At 35.5% G+C, this 15,747-nt stretch carries 19 protein-coding genes; 17 read left to right on the top strand and 2 right to left on the bottom strand.

Annotated elements, in window-relative coordinates; genetic code table 11:
- Positions 1–121 precede the first annotated feature (121 nt).
- From SFC47_RS03800 to SFC47_RS03835, 8 genes are all read left to right on the top strand, one after another.
- A complete protein-coding gene (locus SFC47_RS03800) occupies positions 122–1,687 on the top strand; it encodes a long-chain-fatty-acid--CoA ligase (protein ID WP_411252911.1) in 1,566 nt (521 codons plus the stop codon).
- 45 nt (positions 1,688–1,732) lie between these two features.
- Positions 1,733–2,503 (top strand): glucose 1-dehydrogenase, encoded by a 771-nt coding sequence (locus SFC47_RS03805; RefSeq protein ID WP_411252912.1) that lies wholly within the window; start codon positions 1,733–1,735, stop codon positions 2,501–2,503.
- A gap of 46 nt (positions 2,504–2,549) precedes the next feature.
- Positions 2,550–3,149, top strand: coding sequence for a hypothetical protein (locus SFC47_RS03810; protein ID WP_411252913.1), 600 nt, complete (start codon positions 2,550–2,552; stop codon positions 3,147–3,149).
- A gap of 60 nt (positions 3,150–3,209) precedes the next feature.
- Positions 3,210–3,788: a polyhydroxyalkanoate biosynthesis repressor PhaR gene (locus SFC47_RS03815; protein ID WP_411252914.1), complete on the top strand. Its 579-nt coding sequence runs from the start codon at positions 3,210–3,212 to the stop codon at positions 3,786–3,788.
- Between the two features lie 20 nt (positions 3,789–3,808).
- Positions 3,809–4,873 carry an alpha/beta fold hydrolase gene (locus tag SFC47_RS03820; protein WP_411252915.1) on the top strand — a complete coding sequence of 355 codons (1,065 nt, stop codon included), beginning with the start codon at positions 3,809–3,811 and terminating at the stop codon, positions 4,871–4,873.
- A gap of 200 nt (positions 4,874–5,073) precedes the next feature.
- Positions 5,074–5,715: a hypothetical protein gene (locus tag SFC47_RS03825; protein ID WP_411252916.1), complete on the top strand. Its 642-nt coding sequence runs from the start codon at positions 5,074–5,076 to the stop codon at positions 5,713–5,715.
- 98 nt (positions 5,716–5,813) lie between these two features.
- A complete protein-coding gene (locus SFC47_RS03830; protein WP_411252917.1) occupies positions 5,814–5,957 on the top strand; it encodes a hypothetical protein in 144 nt (47 codons plus the stop codon).
- A gap of 871 nt (positions 5,958–6,828) precedes the next feature.
- A complete protein-coding gene (locus SFC47_RS03835) occupies positions 6,829–7,218 on the top strand; it encodes a PaaI family thioesterase (RefSeq protein ID WP_411252918.1) in 390 nt (129 codons plus the stop codon).
- A 104-nt stretch (positions 7,219–7,322) separates the two neighbouring features.
- Here SFC47_RS03835 and SFC47_RS03840 read toward each other — a convergent pair whose 3' ends face one another.
- Positions 7,323–8,246 carry a LysR family transcriptional regulator gene (locus SFC47_RS03840; RefSeq protein ID WP_411252919.1) on the bottom strand — a complete coding sequence of 308 codons (924 nt, stop codon included), beginning with the start codon at positions 8,244–8,246 and terminating at the stop codon, positions 7,323–7,325.
- A gap of 125 nt (positions 8,247–8,371) precedes the next feature.
- Between SFC47_RS03840 and SFC47_RS03845 the strand changes: the two genes are divergently transcribed.
- The 4 genes from SFC47_RS03845 (at position 8,372) to sda (ending at position 10,320) form a co-directional block, all read left to right on the top strand.
- Positions 8,372–8,470 carry a hypothetical protein gene (locus SFC47_RS03845; RefSeq protein ID WP_411253617.1) on the top strand — a complete coding sequence of 33 codons (99 nt, stop codon included), beginning with the start codon at positions 8,372–8,374 and terminating at the stop codon, positions 8,468–8,470.
- A gap of 51 nt (positions 8,471–8,521) precedes the next feature.
- Positions 8,522–9,112 carry a hypothetical protein gene (locus SFC47_RS03850; protein WP_411252920.1) on the top strand — a complete coding sequence of 197 codons (591 nt, stop codon included), beginning with the start codon at positions 8,522–8,524 and terminating at the stop codon, positions 9,110–9,112.
- A gap of 301 nt (positions 9,113–9,413) precedes the next feature.
- Positions 9,414–10,073: a hypothetical protein gene (locus tag SFC47_RS03855; RefSeq protein WP_411252921.1), complete on the top strand. Its 660-nt coding sequence runs from the start codon at positions 9,414–9,416 to the stop codon at positions 10,071–10,073.
- Between the two features lie 115 nt (positions 10,074–10,188).
- Positions 10,189–10,320 (top strand): sporulation histidine kinase inhibitor Sda, encoded by a 132-nt coding sequence (gene sda, locus SFC47_RS03860; protein ID WP_411252922.1) that lies wholly within the window; start codon positions 10,189–10,191, stop codon positions 10,318–10,320.
- 94 nt (positions 10,321–10,414) lie between these two features.
- On the opposite strand, the gene SFC47_RS03865 is transcribed toward sda, so the two are convergent.
- Positions 10,415–11,302 carry a LysR family transcriptional regulator gene (locus SFC47_RS03865; protein ID WP_411252923.1) on the bottom strand — a complete coding sequence of 296 codons (888 nt, stop codon included), beginning with the start codon at positions 11,300–11,302 and terminating at the stop codon, positions 10,415–10,417.
- Between the two features lie 157 nt (positions 11,303–11,459).
- Here SFC47_RS03865 and SFC47_RS03870 point away from each other — a divergent pair, with 157 nt between their 5' ends.
- The 5 genes from SFC47_RS03870 (at position 11,460) to SFC47_RS03890 (ending at position 15,743) form a co-directional block, all read left to right on the top strand.
- Entirely contained in the window at positions 11,460–11,909 is a 450-nt protein-coding gene (locus tag SFC47_RS03870) for an acetyl-CoA carboxylase biotin carboxyl carrier protein (protein WP_411252924.1), read from the top strand.
- The gene (gene accC, locus SFC47_RS03875; RefSeq protein ID WP_411252925.1) at positions 11,902–13,254 is read left to right on the top strand and encodes an acetyl-CoA carboxylase biotin carboxylase subunit; all 1,353 of its coding nucleotides are present in this window, start codon (positions 11,902–11,904) and stop codon (positions 13,252–13,254) included. The genes SFC47_RS03870 and accC overlap by 8 nt, the downstream gene beginning before the upstream one ends.
- Before the next feature lie 36 nt (positions 13,255–13,290).
- A complete protein-coding gene (accB, locus tag SFC47_RS03880) occupies positions 13,291–13,833 on the top strand; it encodes an acetyl-CoA carboxylase biotin carboxyl carrier protein (protein WP_411252926.1) in 543 nt (180 codons plus the stop codon).
- A gap of 58 nt (positions 13,834–13,891) precedes the next feature.
- The gene (locus SFC47_RS03885) at positions 13,892–15,442 is read left to right on the top strand and encodes an acyl-CoA carboxylase subunit beta (protein ID WP_411252927.1); all 1,551 of its coding nucleotides are present in this window, start codon (positions 13,892–13,894) and stop codon (positions 15,440–15,442) included.
- Positions 15,443–15,557: 115 nt separating this feature from the next.
- Positions 15,558–15,743, top strand: a complete 186-nt coding sequence (locus SFC47_RS03890; RefSeq protein ID WP_411252928.1) for a hypothetical protein — start codon at positions 15,558–15,560, stop codon at positions 15,741–15,743.
- The last annotated feature ends 4 nt before the right edge of the window (positions 15,744–15,747 follow it).

The raw sequence follows: 15,747 nt of genomic DNA on the forward strand, positions 1-15,747 counted from the left end.
CTAAGGGGATCTATTATGATAGTAAATTTCATTCTGCATTAATTGTCTCAATAAACTATATTGGGTCATACGCAAAACTCGATTTGTAGAAAAAATATGGTTAATCGGAGGGGTAAGATTAATGTTAGCAACAAAAGGATTAAGTCATGCATCACGTAATTTCCCAGAGAAGACAGCGATTATCGATGGGAATCACCAATTTTCCTATAAAGAATTTGCATCTCGGACAGCAAAAGTAAAACAGTCCTTGATCCAGCTTCAAGTACATAAAGGAGATCGGGTTGCGCAGTTAATGTTAAATGAATTTCGATATTTAGAGGTCACGTATGGTGTCATGGCAGCAGGAGCGATCATCGTTCCGCTGAATACGAGACTTAATCTTTTTGAGATAGTAGACATTTTAAACGATTCGGGAGCAGAAACCCTGTATTTGCATAAGGAATTTTTATCTATTATTCCCGAACTTAAAAATCAAGTCAAAAATTTAAGACATATTATTCTAGCCGAAGATGAGGCTGTTGCAGAAGGATTTGAAGGTATAGAGGGTGTCCACTCCTATGAACGGCTCTTGAGAGAGCAGAAAGAAGAAACTTTTACAGCAGAAGACTTCCATGAAGACGATGTGGCGGGCATTTTTTACACAGGAGGTACTACTGGCCGCTCCAAAGGTGTAATGCTTACGCATAAAAACATTGTAACGAATGCATTTCATTGCGTTATAAATTTGCCATACACCGAAAATGATACCTATCTTCACGCTGCACCAATGTTTCATTTGGCCGAAGCGGGCGGTATGTTTGGTACGACCATGGCAGGTGGAACACATGCCTTTATTCGCTCCTTTACACCTAGAGATGTCCTTGAAACCATAAACAAAATTAAACCAACGTGCATGCTGCTTGTACCGACGATGATAAATATGCTGATTAACTCACCTGATTTTGCACAATATGATGTAAGTGCATTGAAGAAACTTCTTTATGGAGGATCTCCAATGGCACCTGAATTATTAAAAAAATGTGCCGGGTTGATGCCCCATGCTGAGTTTTTCCAAGGATATGGAATGACAGAAGCCGCTCCAATGTTATCACTGCTCAAATCAAAAGATCATGTAGGGAAGCGTTTAGTTTCATGTGGCCAGACAGTTCAAGGAGTGGAGATGAAGGTTGTTGACCCAGAGGGAAGAGAAGTGCCTGTAGGGGAAATTGGAGAGTTTATCGCTAAAGCGCCCAATATTATGAAGGGGTACTGGAATTTACCAGAAGAAACTGCAAAAGCTATTCGGGATGGCTGGTATTATACAGGAGATATGGGTTACAAAGATGAAGACGAATTCTTCTACATTGTGGACCGTGCCAAGGACATGATTATTTCCGGCGGTGAGAATGTATATTCTGCTGAAGTTGAAAGTGTATTGTACAAGCATCCGCAAGTGTTAGAATGCGCGGTAATTGGAGTCCCGGATGCAAAATGGGGAGAAGCGGTAAAAGCAGCGGTAGTACTGAAATCGGAGTGTAGTGTGACCGAGGAAGAACTTATATTATATGTACGCCAACATCTAGCCAACTATAAAGTTCCAAAGTCGGTTGATTTTATGAGTGAGCTGCCAAAAAGCGGTCCGGGAAAAATACTAAAACGTGAAATACGCAAGCAATACTGGAATGGGCAAGCTAGAGTCATAAACTAAAAAGTAATTATCTGAATATTAAAATAAAATATGGGGGTCAAGGAAATGAACGTAAAGCAATTATTTGATTTAACGAATAAAACCGCGATTGTTACTGGAGGAGGAACTGGGATTGGGAAACAAATTGCTTTTGCTTATGCAGAAGCAGGAGCAAATGTAGTTTTATGTTCCCGTAAAGTTGAAGTATGTCAAGAAGTTAGTAATCAGATAAAGGAAATGGGTGTTGACTCACTTGCATTAAAATGCGATGTAACTAATCCAGATGATATCAATTATGTAGTTTCTGAGACATTAAAGAAATTTGGGAAGATTGATATTTTAGTCAATAATGGTGGAACTACTTGGGGAGCACCTGTGTTAGAAATGCCTGCAGACAAATGGGACAAAGTTATGGACGTAAATGCAAAAGGTGTATTCCTCTTCTCACAGGCAGTTGCCAAATCAATGGTCGAGCAGGGATCAGGTAAAATCATAAATATTGCTTCCGTTTGCGGGTTAGGCGGGCAAACACCGGAATTAGGTGATTCTATTGGCTATTCTGCAAGTAAAGGTGCTGTCATCAATTTAACGAAAGATCTTGCTGTCAAGCTTGCACGTAAAAATGTCCATGTAAATTGCATTACACCAGGATTCTTCCATACAAAAATGTCAGACCATATTATTGAACAGGCAAAAAGGTTTACACCTATTGGACGCTCAGGTTCAAATTATGACATGAAGGGAGCAGCCTTATTTTTAGCCTCGAATGCTTCTGATTTTGTAGTTGGTCAAATCCTCGGGGTAGATGGCGGAATACAAGCAGCCATTGTTTATTAATAATCTTTTTATGAAAAATAAAAAGATAAAAAAAGGGTGAAGTCGAATGAATAAAGAGAATAATAGCACCTATGATGGAGAAGTCAAGAGTTTAGATCTTCTATGGAATCATGTATATCAACAACTCGATGTATGGAGCGAACAAGCTGTTCGCAGAGAAGAGATTCTTGTAAGCTCTGTGAAAAATTTAGTTGAGAATGTAAAACGTAATCAACAAAATGCGAAGGAACTTATTCAACAGTTTACAACAGAACAATTAGAATGGGAAAAAAAAGCTCGAAATCAGTTAATTTCATACACAACTGGCCTTTCAATGATATTCCCAAAATTTTCATATGTTGATATTAATCAAAACTTTGAGCAATTCCATAATAAAGTAATGGAGTTTTCAAAGCAGCCTGTTGAAAAGCTTTCAAGACCTGAATATCTTGAAAAATTAGTTCAAACAACAGAGAACTATATTGAATTTAGACGTAAAAGTCGTGAAAAGTTAGTGGAAAGGATAAAAGGGAAAACGATTCTCATTCAGAATAGCCAGGAAAAAGTAATTCAATTACTATCCAATCCTTTTAATAACGTTTTATTTCCTATTAATAAGTTCATTGATCCATTAAGTAAAGTGTCAACTAAAACCGATGAAATTTAGTTCGTTTGTAAACTAGATAGTTGTTTCATTTTTAATAGTAAAGAAAGGCTGGCAAAAAGTATGACAAATAACAGACCGTCCGATCCGTTTGATACATTAACTAAAATTACTGGTCAATTGGAAAAACAGATAAATGATCTTGTATATCAGATTACGGATAATAAGGAAATTGTCCGTCTACTAGGAAGGGGTTCTCTTACACATTCTCTTTTACAGGAGCGTTTTAGTAAGAACCAAGAATTGTTAGCTTCGCAATTAAACATACCAACAAAATCCGACCTGGCAAATGTGGCAAAAATTGCTATTCAAACGGAAGAAAAACTTGATGGTTTAGAAGAACAGCTATGGAAAGTAACCGACTCTATTGATAAAACGAATCAAGAGATTGTGAGTAGTGTAGAAGCATCAAGAGAAGTTCTGAAACTGATAAATCATTTAAAATCTGAATTTTCCAAATTTGAGGAAGAAAAAGCAGAATTAAGCGAATATAAAAAGCAGTATATTGAACTCAAAGAAGAAATGAGTTCGATGAAAGAATTATTGAAGTCTATCATTTCTTCAGAGGTTAACTATTTTCCTGAAATGAAGAAGCAAAAATCCAAACAACTTGAACCAGCTGCAGCTGGTAATAAAAAATAAGCTGAACTGGAGAAATGTATATGGCAATATTAACCCAACTAATTGAAAATATACCATCACTAGATATCACAAAAGAACAGAAACGATTGAATCGATTTGTAAATATACTGAATGATCCGAAACCAAAAGTTAACCATACACCTAGAAATGTAGTTTGGAAGAAAAATAAAGCAACATTATGGCATTATCCTGCTGTAGAAAAAAAACACAAAACACCAATATTTATTGTTTATTCTTTAGTAAATAAGCCATACATCTTTGATCTGGCTCCAGGTATAAGCGCGATTGAACAATTTGTTAATCGTGGCTATGATGTATACCTGCTGGATTGGGGAGTACTGGGATTTGAAGATAAAGGGATAACGCTCGCTGATTATATTGTGGATTATATACAAAAAGGAGTAAAAAGGGCTCTTCGTCATTCCAATGCAGATGAGATTACTATTTGGGGAGCTTGCTTGGGTGGTGTAATGGCTTCCATCTATGCATCCTTTTCAGAGGAACCGATTAAAAATCTAATTCTTTCAACGCCGCCCTTTGACTTTAGAGTCATTACACAAGTTCTACCAGATAAACTGGCTGAAGCTATCCTAAATAATGAAATAGGTGTGGATCGTTTTGTTGATGTAAATGGACTGATTCCGGCAAGGTACATGCACTATCTTGGCCGATTCATTTCAACACCTGTTCACTTTAGTTCATATGCTGTGCTCCTTAATCATTGTCATAACGATAAATTTATGGATAAATGGGCGAGAATGGATATGTGGACGAAGGATCATGTTCCATTGTCAGGCGAAGTTCTCCGGCAAATATGCAATGAGTTGATCATTGAAAATAAGCTTATCAAAGGTGAGTTAATCGTCCGAGGAAAAAGAATTGATCTTAGCAACATTCGAGCCAACTTACTTGTAATGACTGCAGCAAATGACACTGTGGTCCCTGAAGCTGCAAGTCTGCCAATCATGGATTTGGTTTCTAGCAAAGACAAGACCCTTGAAAAGTTTGTAACAGGACATATTGGAATGTTTCTATCAGCCAAATGTCCAGACTATATGGATAAGTGGCTGATCGAGCGCGCTTAAAGTTTCATATCTCATTATAAAGAAAGCCTCTATTTGGGGCTTTCTTTATAAAGTAATTTTCAGATTACTGACTACCTGTAATATATATGTAAAATACATATATAGAAATTTTTATAAGTTTATCTTGAACTCTACATACCACCCTTTCATAGGGAGGATTAAATAGAGAAATTTTTAAAGTAAATGAGGAGGAAAGAATTATGGCCCAAAAGATAACTGATCAAAAAGAAGAAGTAGTAAAAAAGGATGTTAAAAAAGCAGTGGTTCCAAAGGCAGAGACTGCAAAGGTGGAGGTTCCAGAAGTAGAGGAGCAAAATGAATCTAGCTATATGACAGATTCATTTATTGAGACATTCTGGGATCAATTTGAAGGCGCATTATCTCGTACACGAGGACTAAGAGAACGCCGCCAGGAACTTTACCAAAACGCAATAAAAGAAACTACAAAGTTTAATCGAGCTTACCGCAATACTTTAAAGGGTTTTGTACAAGCAACAAATTTAAATGGCGATATTCGTAAAGGGTTATTTCAAAACAACATTATTAAAACAAAAGACGCATCACAAGAAATGGCTGAAACCTTAACAGGTAAGGTAAGTGAGACAGCAAGTAAATTAAAGGAGTTTTATTTATCTCCAATTAACACAGTCTTTGATTTAATGGAAAGAACAGAAAATATCCTTGAACAAAATAGCGAGGCATTCTTAAATTATACAAATGAAGCACGAAATTCTTGGGGAGCTGTCACAGATAATTATATTAAACATGCAAGAAATACCCACCTCAATATTGCTCATCGAGTGGAAGATAGCGTGCGTGTACTAGTTAAAACAGGTAAATAATCTACACATCTTTTGAGACACAAATCTAATCGGGTGAGCTTTTCTATATTATTAATTATTCTTTATGCTTCATTCTTTTTTAAAATGGAGGGATTTGTATGAATAAACAAGAAAAAACTTTACTATACAAAACATCTAGCATTTTAGGAAAAGATACAAGTTTAATGACATTAAACGATATTATAGAAGAACTTGTTCATGTAATAGAATCAAAAACAAAAGAGAACAAATTCCCAGATTAAGAATTGAAACGAAACAGATTCGAATGAAATCCCCATCAATACATATTTGGATGGGGACTTTTGTTTTTGGGTTATGAATTTTTTGATTTATAATGGTGACCGTGAACGAACTTCGCAAAGAATTGGGTGATGATCAATTCTATTCATCGATGAAAGCTGTTAATAATTAACTATTTATTAATCATAGTTAATTATTATGTATTTTACATTAGCGATATAGCAAGCTAAAATATAGTTAATTACTATTATTTTAAATTATTTGAATTTTAATGGTTTTATTTGGATAACCACATGACAAGTGTGCTGATGCTAAAATCATAGTCACCTAGAATATCAATAGGCTTTCGAAGACAACTTAGGACAAACAATTGAATATTTATTGTTGCTTAAATTGTATAGGAGAGGGGAATTGAAATGTGTACAGGTGAAATGATGCTAGGTGGTTTGATTAAAAATTATCTAAATATGTTTAAAATGGTAAAAGTTGATTACCGTGAACTATCTGACGAGGAACAATGGGTATTAATTACAAAGTCTTTCAAGATATGATATAAAGCTTTAATTTAGGATATACATTGAGTACAGAAGTAAATTCAAGAATTATTCGAAGCAAAAGGAAGCCTTAGCCATAAATCCTAAATGGCTAAGGCTATTTCATTTGCTATGTGATCGTATCTAGAAATGCGAATACACGGAGATTTTTTCCCTTATGCTAAGATTGAAGGGATCAAGCCTAAATTTAATCGACAATTAATAATAGGTAACTATAAGTTATTTTCATAATTTATCAGTAAGAGTTATAATGATATGAAAATTATTATATTAAAATAAAATAAGCGTAAAGTGAGGAGAAACCATGTTTGTCGCTGACTTGAAAAAAAGACTTGAACGGAGTAATGGCTTAGAAGCTTCAATGGGATTTGATATCATTCAATTAGATGATGGCGGGATCATTTTGGAACTGCCTGTATCCCCATCACATTTAAACATAAATGGCACGTTACATGGAGGAGTTTACGCCTCACTTCTTGATTGTGTAATAGGTGGGAATATTGGTAAACTAGCTGGTGATCCTTTGGTAACAGTTAATTTAAATATTAGTTATTTCGCAGCAGCGGTCGAAGGAGAAATCATTGTTGCAACTGCAAAAATACTTCATCAAGGATATAAGATTGCTTCGGGTGAAGGGGAAATCAGAAATAGTGAAGGTAAACTATTAGCTAAAGGTAGTGGAACATTTAAAATCTTAAGAAGTAAATGAAGAAGAGTGTACAATATCTGTATGATCACTGCTTTAGAGTCGGTCAAAGCAAGTTCAACTATAATAAAAATATAGAAACGTTTAGGCACTCCAATTTTGGGTGCTTAAACGTTTCTTTTTTCGACTTTATTAATTTTTGTCCTCAAATCATGTTCTAATCTTGTTAGGAAAACTTTTGATGGCTCGGTTAAGTGGTTGTCCCTCAAGCAAACCCAGCCTACATGAAACGACTCCCAGCAAGATACCTCTAAATCAATAAAAGCGAGGTTTGCAATTTGCATAATGAGGCTGTGCCTAAAGGATAAATCCATCGCAATTGTCGAGGCAAAACCTTCAGAAACCAATCTTACAATGGTCTCTGAATGATTCGTCCAAAACAATATATTCAATGAGCCATACGTCCGTTCAAATTCATCAATATACTTTTGTAATATTTCATCCTTATAAAGAACCAGCGGCAACTTGCGAAGTTCTTCTATCGTAATGGATTTTTCCAATGCGTATGTAGAGCGTTTGCTTACAACTAACAACAAATTACCCTCAAGTAAAACTCCCTTTAATAAATTCCGTTTTTGTATCTCTTTGCGTAATATCATGATAGCGACATCGATATGATTACTTTGGAGATCAGCTTCGATTTCCGACATTGATTTCTCAGTGATCAACAACTTGAGTTGAGGGTAGTCCTCTTTAATTTTCACGAGAGTATCTACAACTAAGCTTGTAAGTCCGGGTGAACTGGCTATTCTAAGTTCGCTGGTTTGTGGATTGGTATACTCCAGTGCTGCCTTTTTCAGGAGCTGAATTTGGCTTAATACAGAATTTGCCATTTCAATGATGTCTTGTCCTTCTGCTGTAGGAGATGCGCCCGAATGGCTGCGATGAAACAATTTTATCCCAAGTTCCGCTTCAAGACTGGAAATGGACTGGCTTATTGCAGGTATAGTGACATCTAATTGTTTAGCTGCTTTAGATAATGAGCCTGCTTTAGTAACTTCAACAATATATTGAATTTGATCCAAATTCATCTGATCCACCCTTTAAGTATTACTTAAACCCTTTTAAGTTAATTTAAAATTTACCTAAATCATAAAGCTTATTATAATGAAAAAAGAGTGAACATTCAACATAGTCTGACTGCTAGAGTTATGACATAAAAGGTGCAGCATTATTTTTAGCTTCAAAAGCTTCAGATTATGTCATCGGTCATGTTTTGCCAGTAGATGGCGGAGTCAAAGCAGTAGTTTTATAGAGTTGTAGTTAGTTTAGTTAAATATAAAAAATGAAGGCATGGTGAAGAAAAATGAGTAGAGAGAATAATACTAACAATTTAAGAGAAATAAAGAGTTTAGAAATTCTATGGAATCAATCCATTCAAAAATTGGATGTTTGGAATGACCGAGCTAAATATCAAGAAGAAGTACTTTTAACCTCTGTAGAAAATTTGGTTGAAGCTGTTAAACGCAATCAAGATAATGCGAAGGAACTTATTGAACAGTTTACAAAAGAACAGTTAGAATGTGAAACAAAGGCTCGAAATGAATTATTTTCATATTTTACAAGTCTTTCACAGTTATTCCTAAATCTTTCATATTTCGATATTAATCAAAATTTTGATTATTTTAAAAATAAAGTGTTGGAGTTATCTAAACAGCCAGTTGAAAAGCTTTCAAGACCTGAGTTTCTTGAAAATTTAATTAAATCAACACAGAAATATGTTGAAGTTAGACGTCGCAGTCGTGAAAGGTTAATTGAAAGGCTAAAAGAAAATGCGATGACCATTCACAATAGTCAACAAATATTAATAACTTTACTTTCAATGCCAATAAAAAACGTTTTATTTCCGTTAAGTAAGTATATAGTAAAACCAAGAAATGTAACTAATAAAATTTAATTTTCTTAAGATTTATTTTAATTATTAATTATCTAAAAATACTATAGTACAAGAGTCTCCAGTATAAACAGGAGACTCTTAGATTATGGTTTTTAATATCATTTCTTTACACCCTTTTTTATAAAAATCAAAAAAATTAATCACTTTTATTATTTGTTTGATTGACCTGTTATGACATATATGTGTAAAATACATATATAGTAATTTGTTATCCCTTTCTAATTTACAGTACTCTACATACCTCGTTTCATTAAGAGGATATAATAGAGAAATTTAAAAAAGGAATAGAGGAGGAACGAAGATGGTGCAAAAAGTAATTGATCAAAAAGATGAGGTCCAAAAAAAAGAAAGAAAAAAAGTGGGGGTTTCAAAAGTAGAGAAACCAAAGGTTGAGGAAACAAAGGTTGAAGTCGAGGAAGTAGAGCTAGGAAAAGAAACTAGCTATGTTAGTGATCCAATTATTAATACCGTTTGGGATCAATTTGAAAATGCAGTTTCTCGTACAAGAGAACTTAGAGAACAACGTCAAGAACTTTACTTAAAGGCTATAAAAGAAACAACAAAGTTTAATGGAGTATACCGTAAAACAGTTAAGGGTCTTTTTGAGCAATCTACAAAATTAAGTGGTGGATTGCGTAAAGGTTTATTCCAAAGCAACATTATCAAAACAAATGAATCTGCTAAAGAAGTTGCTGAATCTTATAAAAGTCATGTAAGTGAAGCAGCAAGTAAAGTTGAAGAGCTTTACTTAACTCCCATGTACTCAATCTTTGATTTAATGGAAAGAACGGAGAATGTTATTGATCAAAATAGCCAGTCTTTCTTTGAAAATATTAATGAAGTACGTCATGCTTGGGATGAAGTAACAGACAACTATTTAAAGCAAGTAAGAAAAACACATCAAAAAATTGCTCATCAATTGGAAGATAGCGTACGTGTACTTGTTGTTCCAGGTAAATAGATATTTTGAAAAATAAACAGGGAACTATAATGGCTGATGACATTTTACAACAGAGAATTCCCTCTTCATATTTAATTTGATAGAAGGTATTTGAGTAAAATGGAGTGAGACTAGAATGCATAACCTTAACACTGAGCAATTGCTAGAAGCATTGTATTCATCTATTAAGTTAAATCTATGCCATGAATTCATTCTCTTATTGGTGGATGAGTTATTAACACGAATGATTAATGAAGAATCACCATAAATGATAATAAAAATTTATAAAATTAGTGAATTAAATTTAAATAATCTCGAGGCTATTACCAGATTAGGGTAATAGCCTTTTCTGACCTTCGTCATCATTTCCAATACTCTTGAACATAATTCAAAAATGTTTCTGCAGGTGGTGTAAGTGGTTTGTCATTTGCATGGATATAACATATTGGTTTTATTAAAAGGTCGCTATCTCTCAAAGGAATAATAATAATTTCTCCGTTTAGAACGTCTTCATCATTTTTAAAGATTTCTTCAAAAGCTACCCCGATTCCCATACCTTCAATGATCGCTTTACGAATAATTTCGACATTGTTACTGCTAATGACCACGCGATTTTTGGGAAAATAGGAATTCAGCAAGAACTTCATTAGTTCTCCTTTGTAGGTTGCCAAACATTCATTTTTTAAGTCGTCTGGAGTTACATATTCATTGAAGGCAAATGGAGAATTTTTTCCAACCAAAATGCAGGGACTTCCTATAGCCATTTCTTTATACAACAAGTCAATTTCATCCTTTAATTCTTTTTGATTTGAAGCGATTATACCAATATCACATTTACCAGATTTCACATCTTTTATTATTTTTCGTAAATCATCTTCTTGGATTTCCACAATAATTTCTGGAAAATCGCCTTGAAGTTTTAATAAAGAGTTAAAGGCGGAATAAGTCAATCCAGGCAGACATGAAATTTTTATTTCTGTTTTAGCCAATGCTTCTTGTAATTTCGCCTCTTCCCTTAGCTCATGAATTTTGGATAGGACTTCGTAAGCTTTTTTGATAACGGCTTTTCCTTGTTGTGTCGGAACCATTCCTGTTTTTGAGCGTTTAAATATTTGAATACCGAGTTCTTTTTCTAAGTTTGAGATGGATTTACTGATTGCCGGGGGTGAAACGTGAAGTTTTTCAGCAGCTGTTGTGATAGATCCTTGTTTTCCAATTTCTGCTATGTACTGCAGTTGCTCAAAATGCATAGAATCTCCTCCAAAGTTTAACTGGTATTTAACGATAGGTAACTATCATGTATTTTACACTATTATTGTAAAAAGTTAAAATAGAATAAATATTGAGAATTTTTTAACAATAAAGACATGAATAGGAACGAGCAATGAAAAAGATGAGGTGTGACCAATGGTAAAAATGCTCGAAATAAGAGAAATGGTAAGATTAGTAAATCTATCATCACTTGAAAAACTGGAAGTGAAAAATGGAAATCAAAGAGTTTTGATAGTAAAGGGAGAAAAAGCTCCAGTTCTTCCAGTACAAGAAACTTCTTCTCCAATGGTTCATCAACTAGAAAATCAACGTATTGATCACGTTGAATCAGAAGTATCTCAGAAGACTCATATACTCCAATCAAGGAATGTTGGAACCTTTCAAGCCATGGTAAGGCCAGGTGACAAGGTAGAAACTGGTACTTTACTAGGTTATTGTTCAGTAACAGCACTCAATTTGAAGATGGAAATTACGTCAGACTCAAATGGTATTATTTCGGATGTTCTTGTGAAAGAGGGGCAGCTAATCGATTATGGACAACCGCTCTTTAAAATTACTGTTAGAAAGGAACTTGTAAATGTTTAAAAAGATTCTTATCGCCAATCGGGGAGAAATAGCTGTGCGTGTGATTAGGGCGTGTAAAGAAATGGGGATCACAACCGTTGCTGTTTATTCTGAATCAGATTCTGAAGCACTGCATGTACAAATGGCAGATGAAGCCTATTGTATTGGCCCAACGCAATCTGCGGAAAGTTATTTAAATATGACCAACATCATCAGTATTGCTTTATTAACGAATGTGGATGCCATTCACCCAGGATATGGATTTTTAGCAGAAAACCCTGTTTTTGCTGAAATATGTGGTGATTGTGACATCTCCTTTATTGGTCCTGAACCAGAAGCGATTAGAAAAATGGGAGATAAAGCGGTTGCAAGGGATACCATGAAAAATGTTGGGGTACCGACCGTTCCTGGAACAGATGGTTTAATTACTGACCTTGATGAGGCTGTTACGATCGCTAAGGAAATCGGCTTCCCCGTCATTGTGAAGGCAACAGCCGGCGGTGGTGGAAAGGGGATGAGAGTAGCTGTAGATGAAGAGGATTTACGTAGTGCTATCCTTCAGGCACAGAATGAAGCTGAAAAGGCATTTGGAAATGCTGGTGTTTATCTTGAGAAATATGTTGAGGAACCTCGTCATGTAGAAATCCAAATTATCGGGGATATGCATGGAAACGTAGTGTATTTAGGTGAACGAGACTGTTCCATCCAACGTCGTCATCAAAAACTAGTGGAAGAAGCCCCCTCACCAGCTCTTAACCATGAAATTCGTGAACAGATGGGTTCCGCTGCAATTTCAGCTGCCAAAGCTGTTGATTATCACGGGGCAGGTACGGTTGAGTTTCTTTTAGATAAAAAGGGCCAATTTTATTTTATGGAAATGAATACACGAATTCAGGTAGAACATCCTGTTACTGAAATGATAACGGGTATTGACCTAATCAAGGAACAAATTTCAACAGCAGCCGGTTACCCGCTGTCCTTTAACCAAGATGATATAAAAATTAATGGCTGGGCAATTGAATGTCGTATAAATGCGGAAAACCCTGCAAAAAATTTTATGCCCTCAGCAGGTAAGGTTGATATGTACCTGCCTCCAGGGGGATATGGTGTAAGAGTGGATAGCGCTGTTTATCCTGGTTGTGAGATATCACCTTTTTATGATTCGATGGCAGCAAAAGTAATTGTTTGGGGAAAAGATCGAGACGAGGCCATCGAGCGAATGAAAAGGGCACTTGATGAGTTTATTATTAGTGGAATCAAAACTACCATTCCTTTTCATCAAAAACTACTAGAACATGAGAGTTTTGTGAAAGGAGAGTTTAATACCAAATTTCTTGAAACCAATCCATTGTTGTTAGAAATATAATTCCTGCAGGTAACCATTTAAAGGGGAGAGAGAGAAATGTTTAAAATTCATGAAATTAGAGAAATGATCAAAATAATTGATGAATCAACTGTAGAGTGCTTAGAAATAGAAGATGGGGATTCTAAAATATTTCTTAGAAGGAATCTAATGATAAATCCCGCTGTTATTCAAGAAAATAATACTACTAAGCTTGCAATTTCGCCTGTTTCTGAAACTCCAGCACATGCAGCAGTGATAACCAATAAAGAGATTTCTGAGGCACCTTTGGAAGCTGCTGCAACGAAGGAAGTTATAGATAAGGTACATACTAGATCTGAAAATATAGGAAATGAAAATCTATTAAAAATTGTCTCCCCAATGGTAGGAACTTTTTACAAGGCACCCGCTGCCGATTGTGCCCCATTTGTGAAAGTCGGAGATAAGGTTGAGAAATCAACGGTTGTATGTATCCTTGAGGCCATGAAATTGTTCAACGAAATTGAAGCGGAAATAGATGGAGAAATTGTAGAAGTGTTAGTTGAAAATGGTCAATTGGTTGAATACGGCCAAACACTTTTTTTAGTGAAACAGACTTCTTAATAAAAGGAGATTCTATGGAATACTAAATTTAATTTTTATAAAGAAAGGTAGAAAATCAATGTCTACAGTATATGAGAAGATTCATGATCTATGGGATCGAAAAAGTAAGATTTCGCTTGGCGGTGGTGACGAGCGAATCGATACCCAGCATAATCGCGGAAAACTGACAGCAAGAGAACGAATTGATATATTACTTGACGATGAAACCTTTGTGGAGCTAAATCCATTCATTCAGCACCGTGCTGCCAATTTCGGAATGGATCAAGTAGAGGCACCAGGTGAAGGAGTAGTGACAGGCTACGGGAAAATACATGGCCGGCTTGTCTACGTTTTTGCCCAGGATTTTACTGTTTTTGGCGGTGCATTAGGAGAGATGCATGCCACAAAAATTTGCAAAATTATGGATTTAGCAGCAAAAAATGGGGCACCCATTATTGGATTAAATGATTCTGGCGGTGCCAGGATTCAAGAAGGAGTCGTTTCTTTAGATGGATACGGTCAAATTTTCTATAGAAATGCGATTTATTCAGGGGTAATCCCACAAATATCTGTGATTATGGGTCCATGTGCAGGTGGTGCGGTCTATTCTCCTGCTATCACGGATTTTGTATTTATGGTCGAAAAAACGAGTCAAATGTTTATTACAGGTCCTAAGGTCATAGAAACGGTAACGGGTGAGAAAATATCTGCAGAAAGTTTGGGCGGTGCAAAGGTTCATTCCTCAATTAGTGGATGTGCGCATTTTACGGAAGAGACCGAACCAGAGGTATTAGAGGAGGTAAGAAGGTTAATTTCTTTTCTGCCTCAAAATAATAGGGAAGTACCTCAGCATTTTGAAGTCAGGGAAGACGATGATTGGCGGGAAGAGTTACTTCACCTGGTACCTCAAAATGGAACAAAGGTATACGACATTCGCAAAGTAGTTGAACAAGTATTAGACCAAGGGGATTTCATGGAAGTTCAAAAAAACTATGCGAAAAATATTGTAGTTGGTTTTGGACGCATTGATGGAAATAGTGTAGGAGTCATTGCCAATCAACCTAAAGTTATGGCGGGTGGACTCGATATTAATTCCTCGGATAAGACTTCAAGATTCATTCGATTCTGTGATTCATTTAATATTCCAATTGTCACTTTTGAAGATGTGACAGGTTTTTTTCCTGGTGTGAATCAGGAGCACGGTGGAATCATCCGTCACGGAGCAAAAATTCTCTATGCCTATTCAGAAGCAACAGTGCCAAAAATAACAGTTATCCTAAGAAAAGCATTTGGAGGAGCCTATGTGGCTATGAATTCAAAAGCGATTGGCGCTGACATTGTCTATGCCTGGCCCAACGCTGAAATTGCCGTAATGGGTCCAGAAGGTGCAGCAAATATTATCTTTGCCAAAGAAATTAACCAAAGTAGTAAACCAGAAGCAATTCGTGCTGAAAAAATTGAGGAATATCGAAACATGTTTGCAAATCCATATGTTGCGGCTTCACATGGCATGGTAGATGATGTCATTGATCCCCGAGATACACGAAAAGTCCTGAAACAATCTTTAGAGATGCTTAGGACAAAAAAAGAATCAAGGCCAGAGAAAAAGCATGGGAATATTCCTTTGTAATTTAAAAAATCAATAAAATTATTCCTTATAGGCATTCCTATTCGTTGGGAATGTCTTTAAATTAATAGGTTTGTAAACGCATACAAAAGGGAGCTATTAGGGGGATGAAATCAATATGATGCTAAAAAAAATGGTTGATGAATATGAAGCAATTAAAGGGAAAATGAATGAAGCAAAAAAACAATTTGGCAGTCACCATTACCTCGTAGAAGAATACAGGAATCAATTAAATGATTTATGTAATAGATATTTCGGACCCACTGAAATTGACTGGAGATCAAAAAAAGAAAAAAAGAGTTAGGTGG

The sequence above is a fragment of the Neobacillus niacini genome, assembly GCF_046591715.1.
GTDB lineage: Bacteria > Bacillota > Bacilli > Bacillales > Cytobacillaceae > Neobacillus > Neobacillus niacini_L.

What these genes read in the sequence shown, in the direction of transcription:
- SFC47_RS03800 (WP_411252911.1), top strand. Translation starts at nt 122, where the DNA reads ATGTTAGCAACAAAAGGATTAAGTCATGCATCACGTAATTTCCCAGAG.
- SFC47_RS03805 (WP_411252912.1), top strand. Translation starts at nt 1,733, where the DNA reads ATGAACGTAAAGCAATTATTTGATTTAACGAATAAAACCGCGATTGTT.
- SFC47_RS03810 (WP_411252913.1), top strand. Translation starts at nt 2,550, where the DNA reads ATGAATAAAGAGAATAATAGCACCTATGATGGAGAAGTCAAGAGTTTA.
- SFC47_RS03815 (WP_411252914.1), top strand. Translation starts at nt 3,210, where the DNA reads ATGACAAATAACAGACCGTCCGATCCGTTTGATACATTAACTAAAATT.
- SFC47_RS03820 (WP_411252915.1), top strand. Translation starts at nt 3,809, where the DNA reads ATGGCAATATTAACCCAACTAATTGAAAATATACCATCACTAGATATC.
- SFC47_RS03825 (WP_411252916.1), top strand. Translation starts at nt 5,074, where the DNA reads ATGGCCCAAAAGATAACTGATCAAAAAGAAGAAGTAGTAAAAAAGGAT.
- SFC47_RS03830 (WP_411252917.1), top strand. Translation starts at nt 5,814, where the DNA reads ATGAATAAACAAGAAAAAACTTTACTATACAAAACATCTAGCATTTTA.
- SFC47_RS03840 (WP_411252919.1), bottom strand. Translation starts at nt 8,246, where the DNA reads ATGAATTTGGATCAAATTCAATATATTGTTGAAGTTACTAAAGCAGGC.
- SFC47_RS03850 (WP_411252920.1), top strand. Translation starts at nt 8,522, where the DNA reads ATGAGTAGAGAGAATAATACTAACAATTTAAGAGAAATAAAGAGTTTA.
- SFC47_RS03855 (WP_411252921.1), top strand. Translation starts at nt 9,414, where the DNA reads ATGGTGCAAAAAGTAATTGATCAAAAAGATGAGGTCCAAAAAAAAGAA.
- sda (WP_411252922.1), top strand. Translation starts at nt 10,189, where the DNA reads ATGCATAACCTTAACACTGAGCAATTGCTAGAAGCATTGTATTCATCT.
- SFC47_RS03865 (WP_411252923.1), bottom strand. Translation starts at nt 11,302, where the DNA reads ATGCATTTTGAGCAACTGCAGTACATAGCAGAAATTGGAAAACAAGGA.
- SFC47_RS03870 (WP_411252924.1), top strand. Translation starts at nt 11,460, where the DNA reads ATGGTAAAAATGCTCGAAATAAGAGAAATGGTAAGATTAGTAAATCTA.
- accC (WP_411252925.1), top strand. Translation starts at nt 11,902, where the DNA reads ATGTTTAAAAAGATTCTTATCGCCAATCGGGGAGAAATAGCTGTGCGT.
- accB (WP_411252926.1), top strand. Translation starts at nt 13,291, where the DNA reads ATGTTTAAAATTCATGAAATTAGAGAAATGATCAAAATAATTGATGAA.
- SFC47_RS03885 (WP_411252927.1), top strand. Translation starts at nt 13,892, where the DNA reads ATGTCTACAGTATATGAGAAGATTCATGATCTATGGGATCGAAAAAGT.
- SFC47_RS03890 (WP_411252928.1), top strand. Translation starts at nt 15,558, where the DNA reads ATGATGCTAAAAAAAATGGTTGATGAATATGAAGCAATTAAAGGGAAA.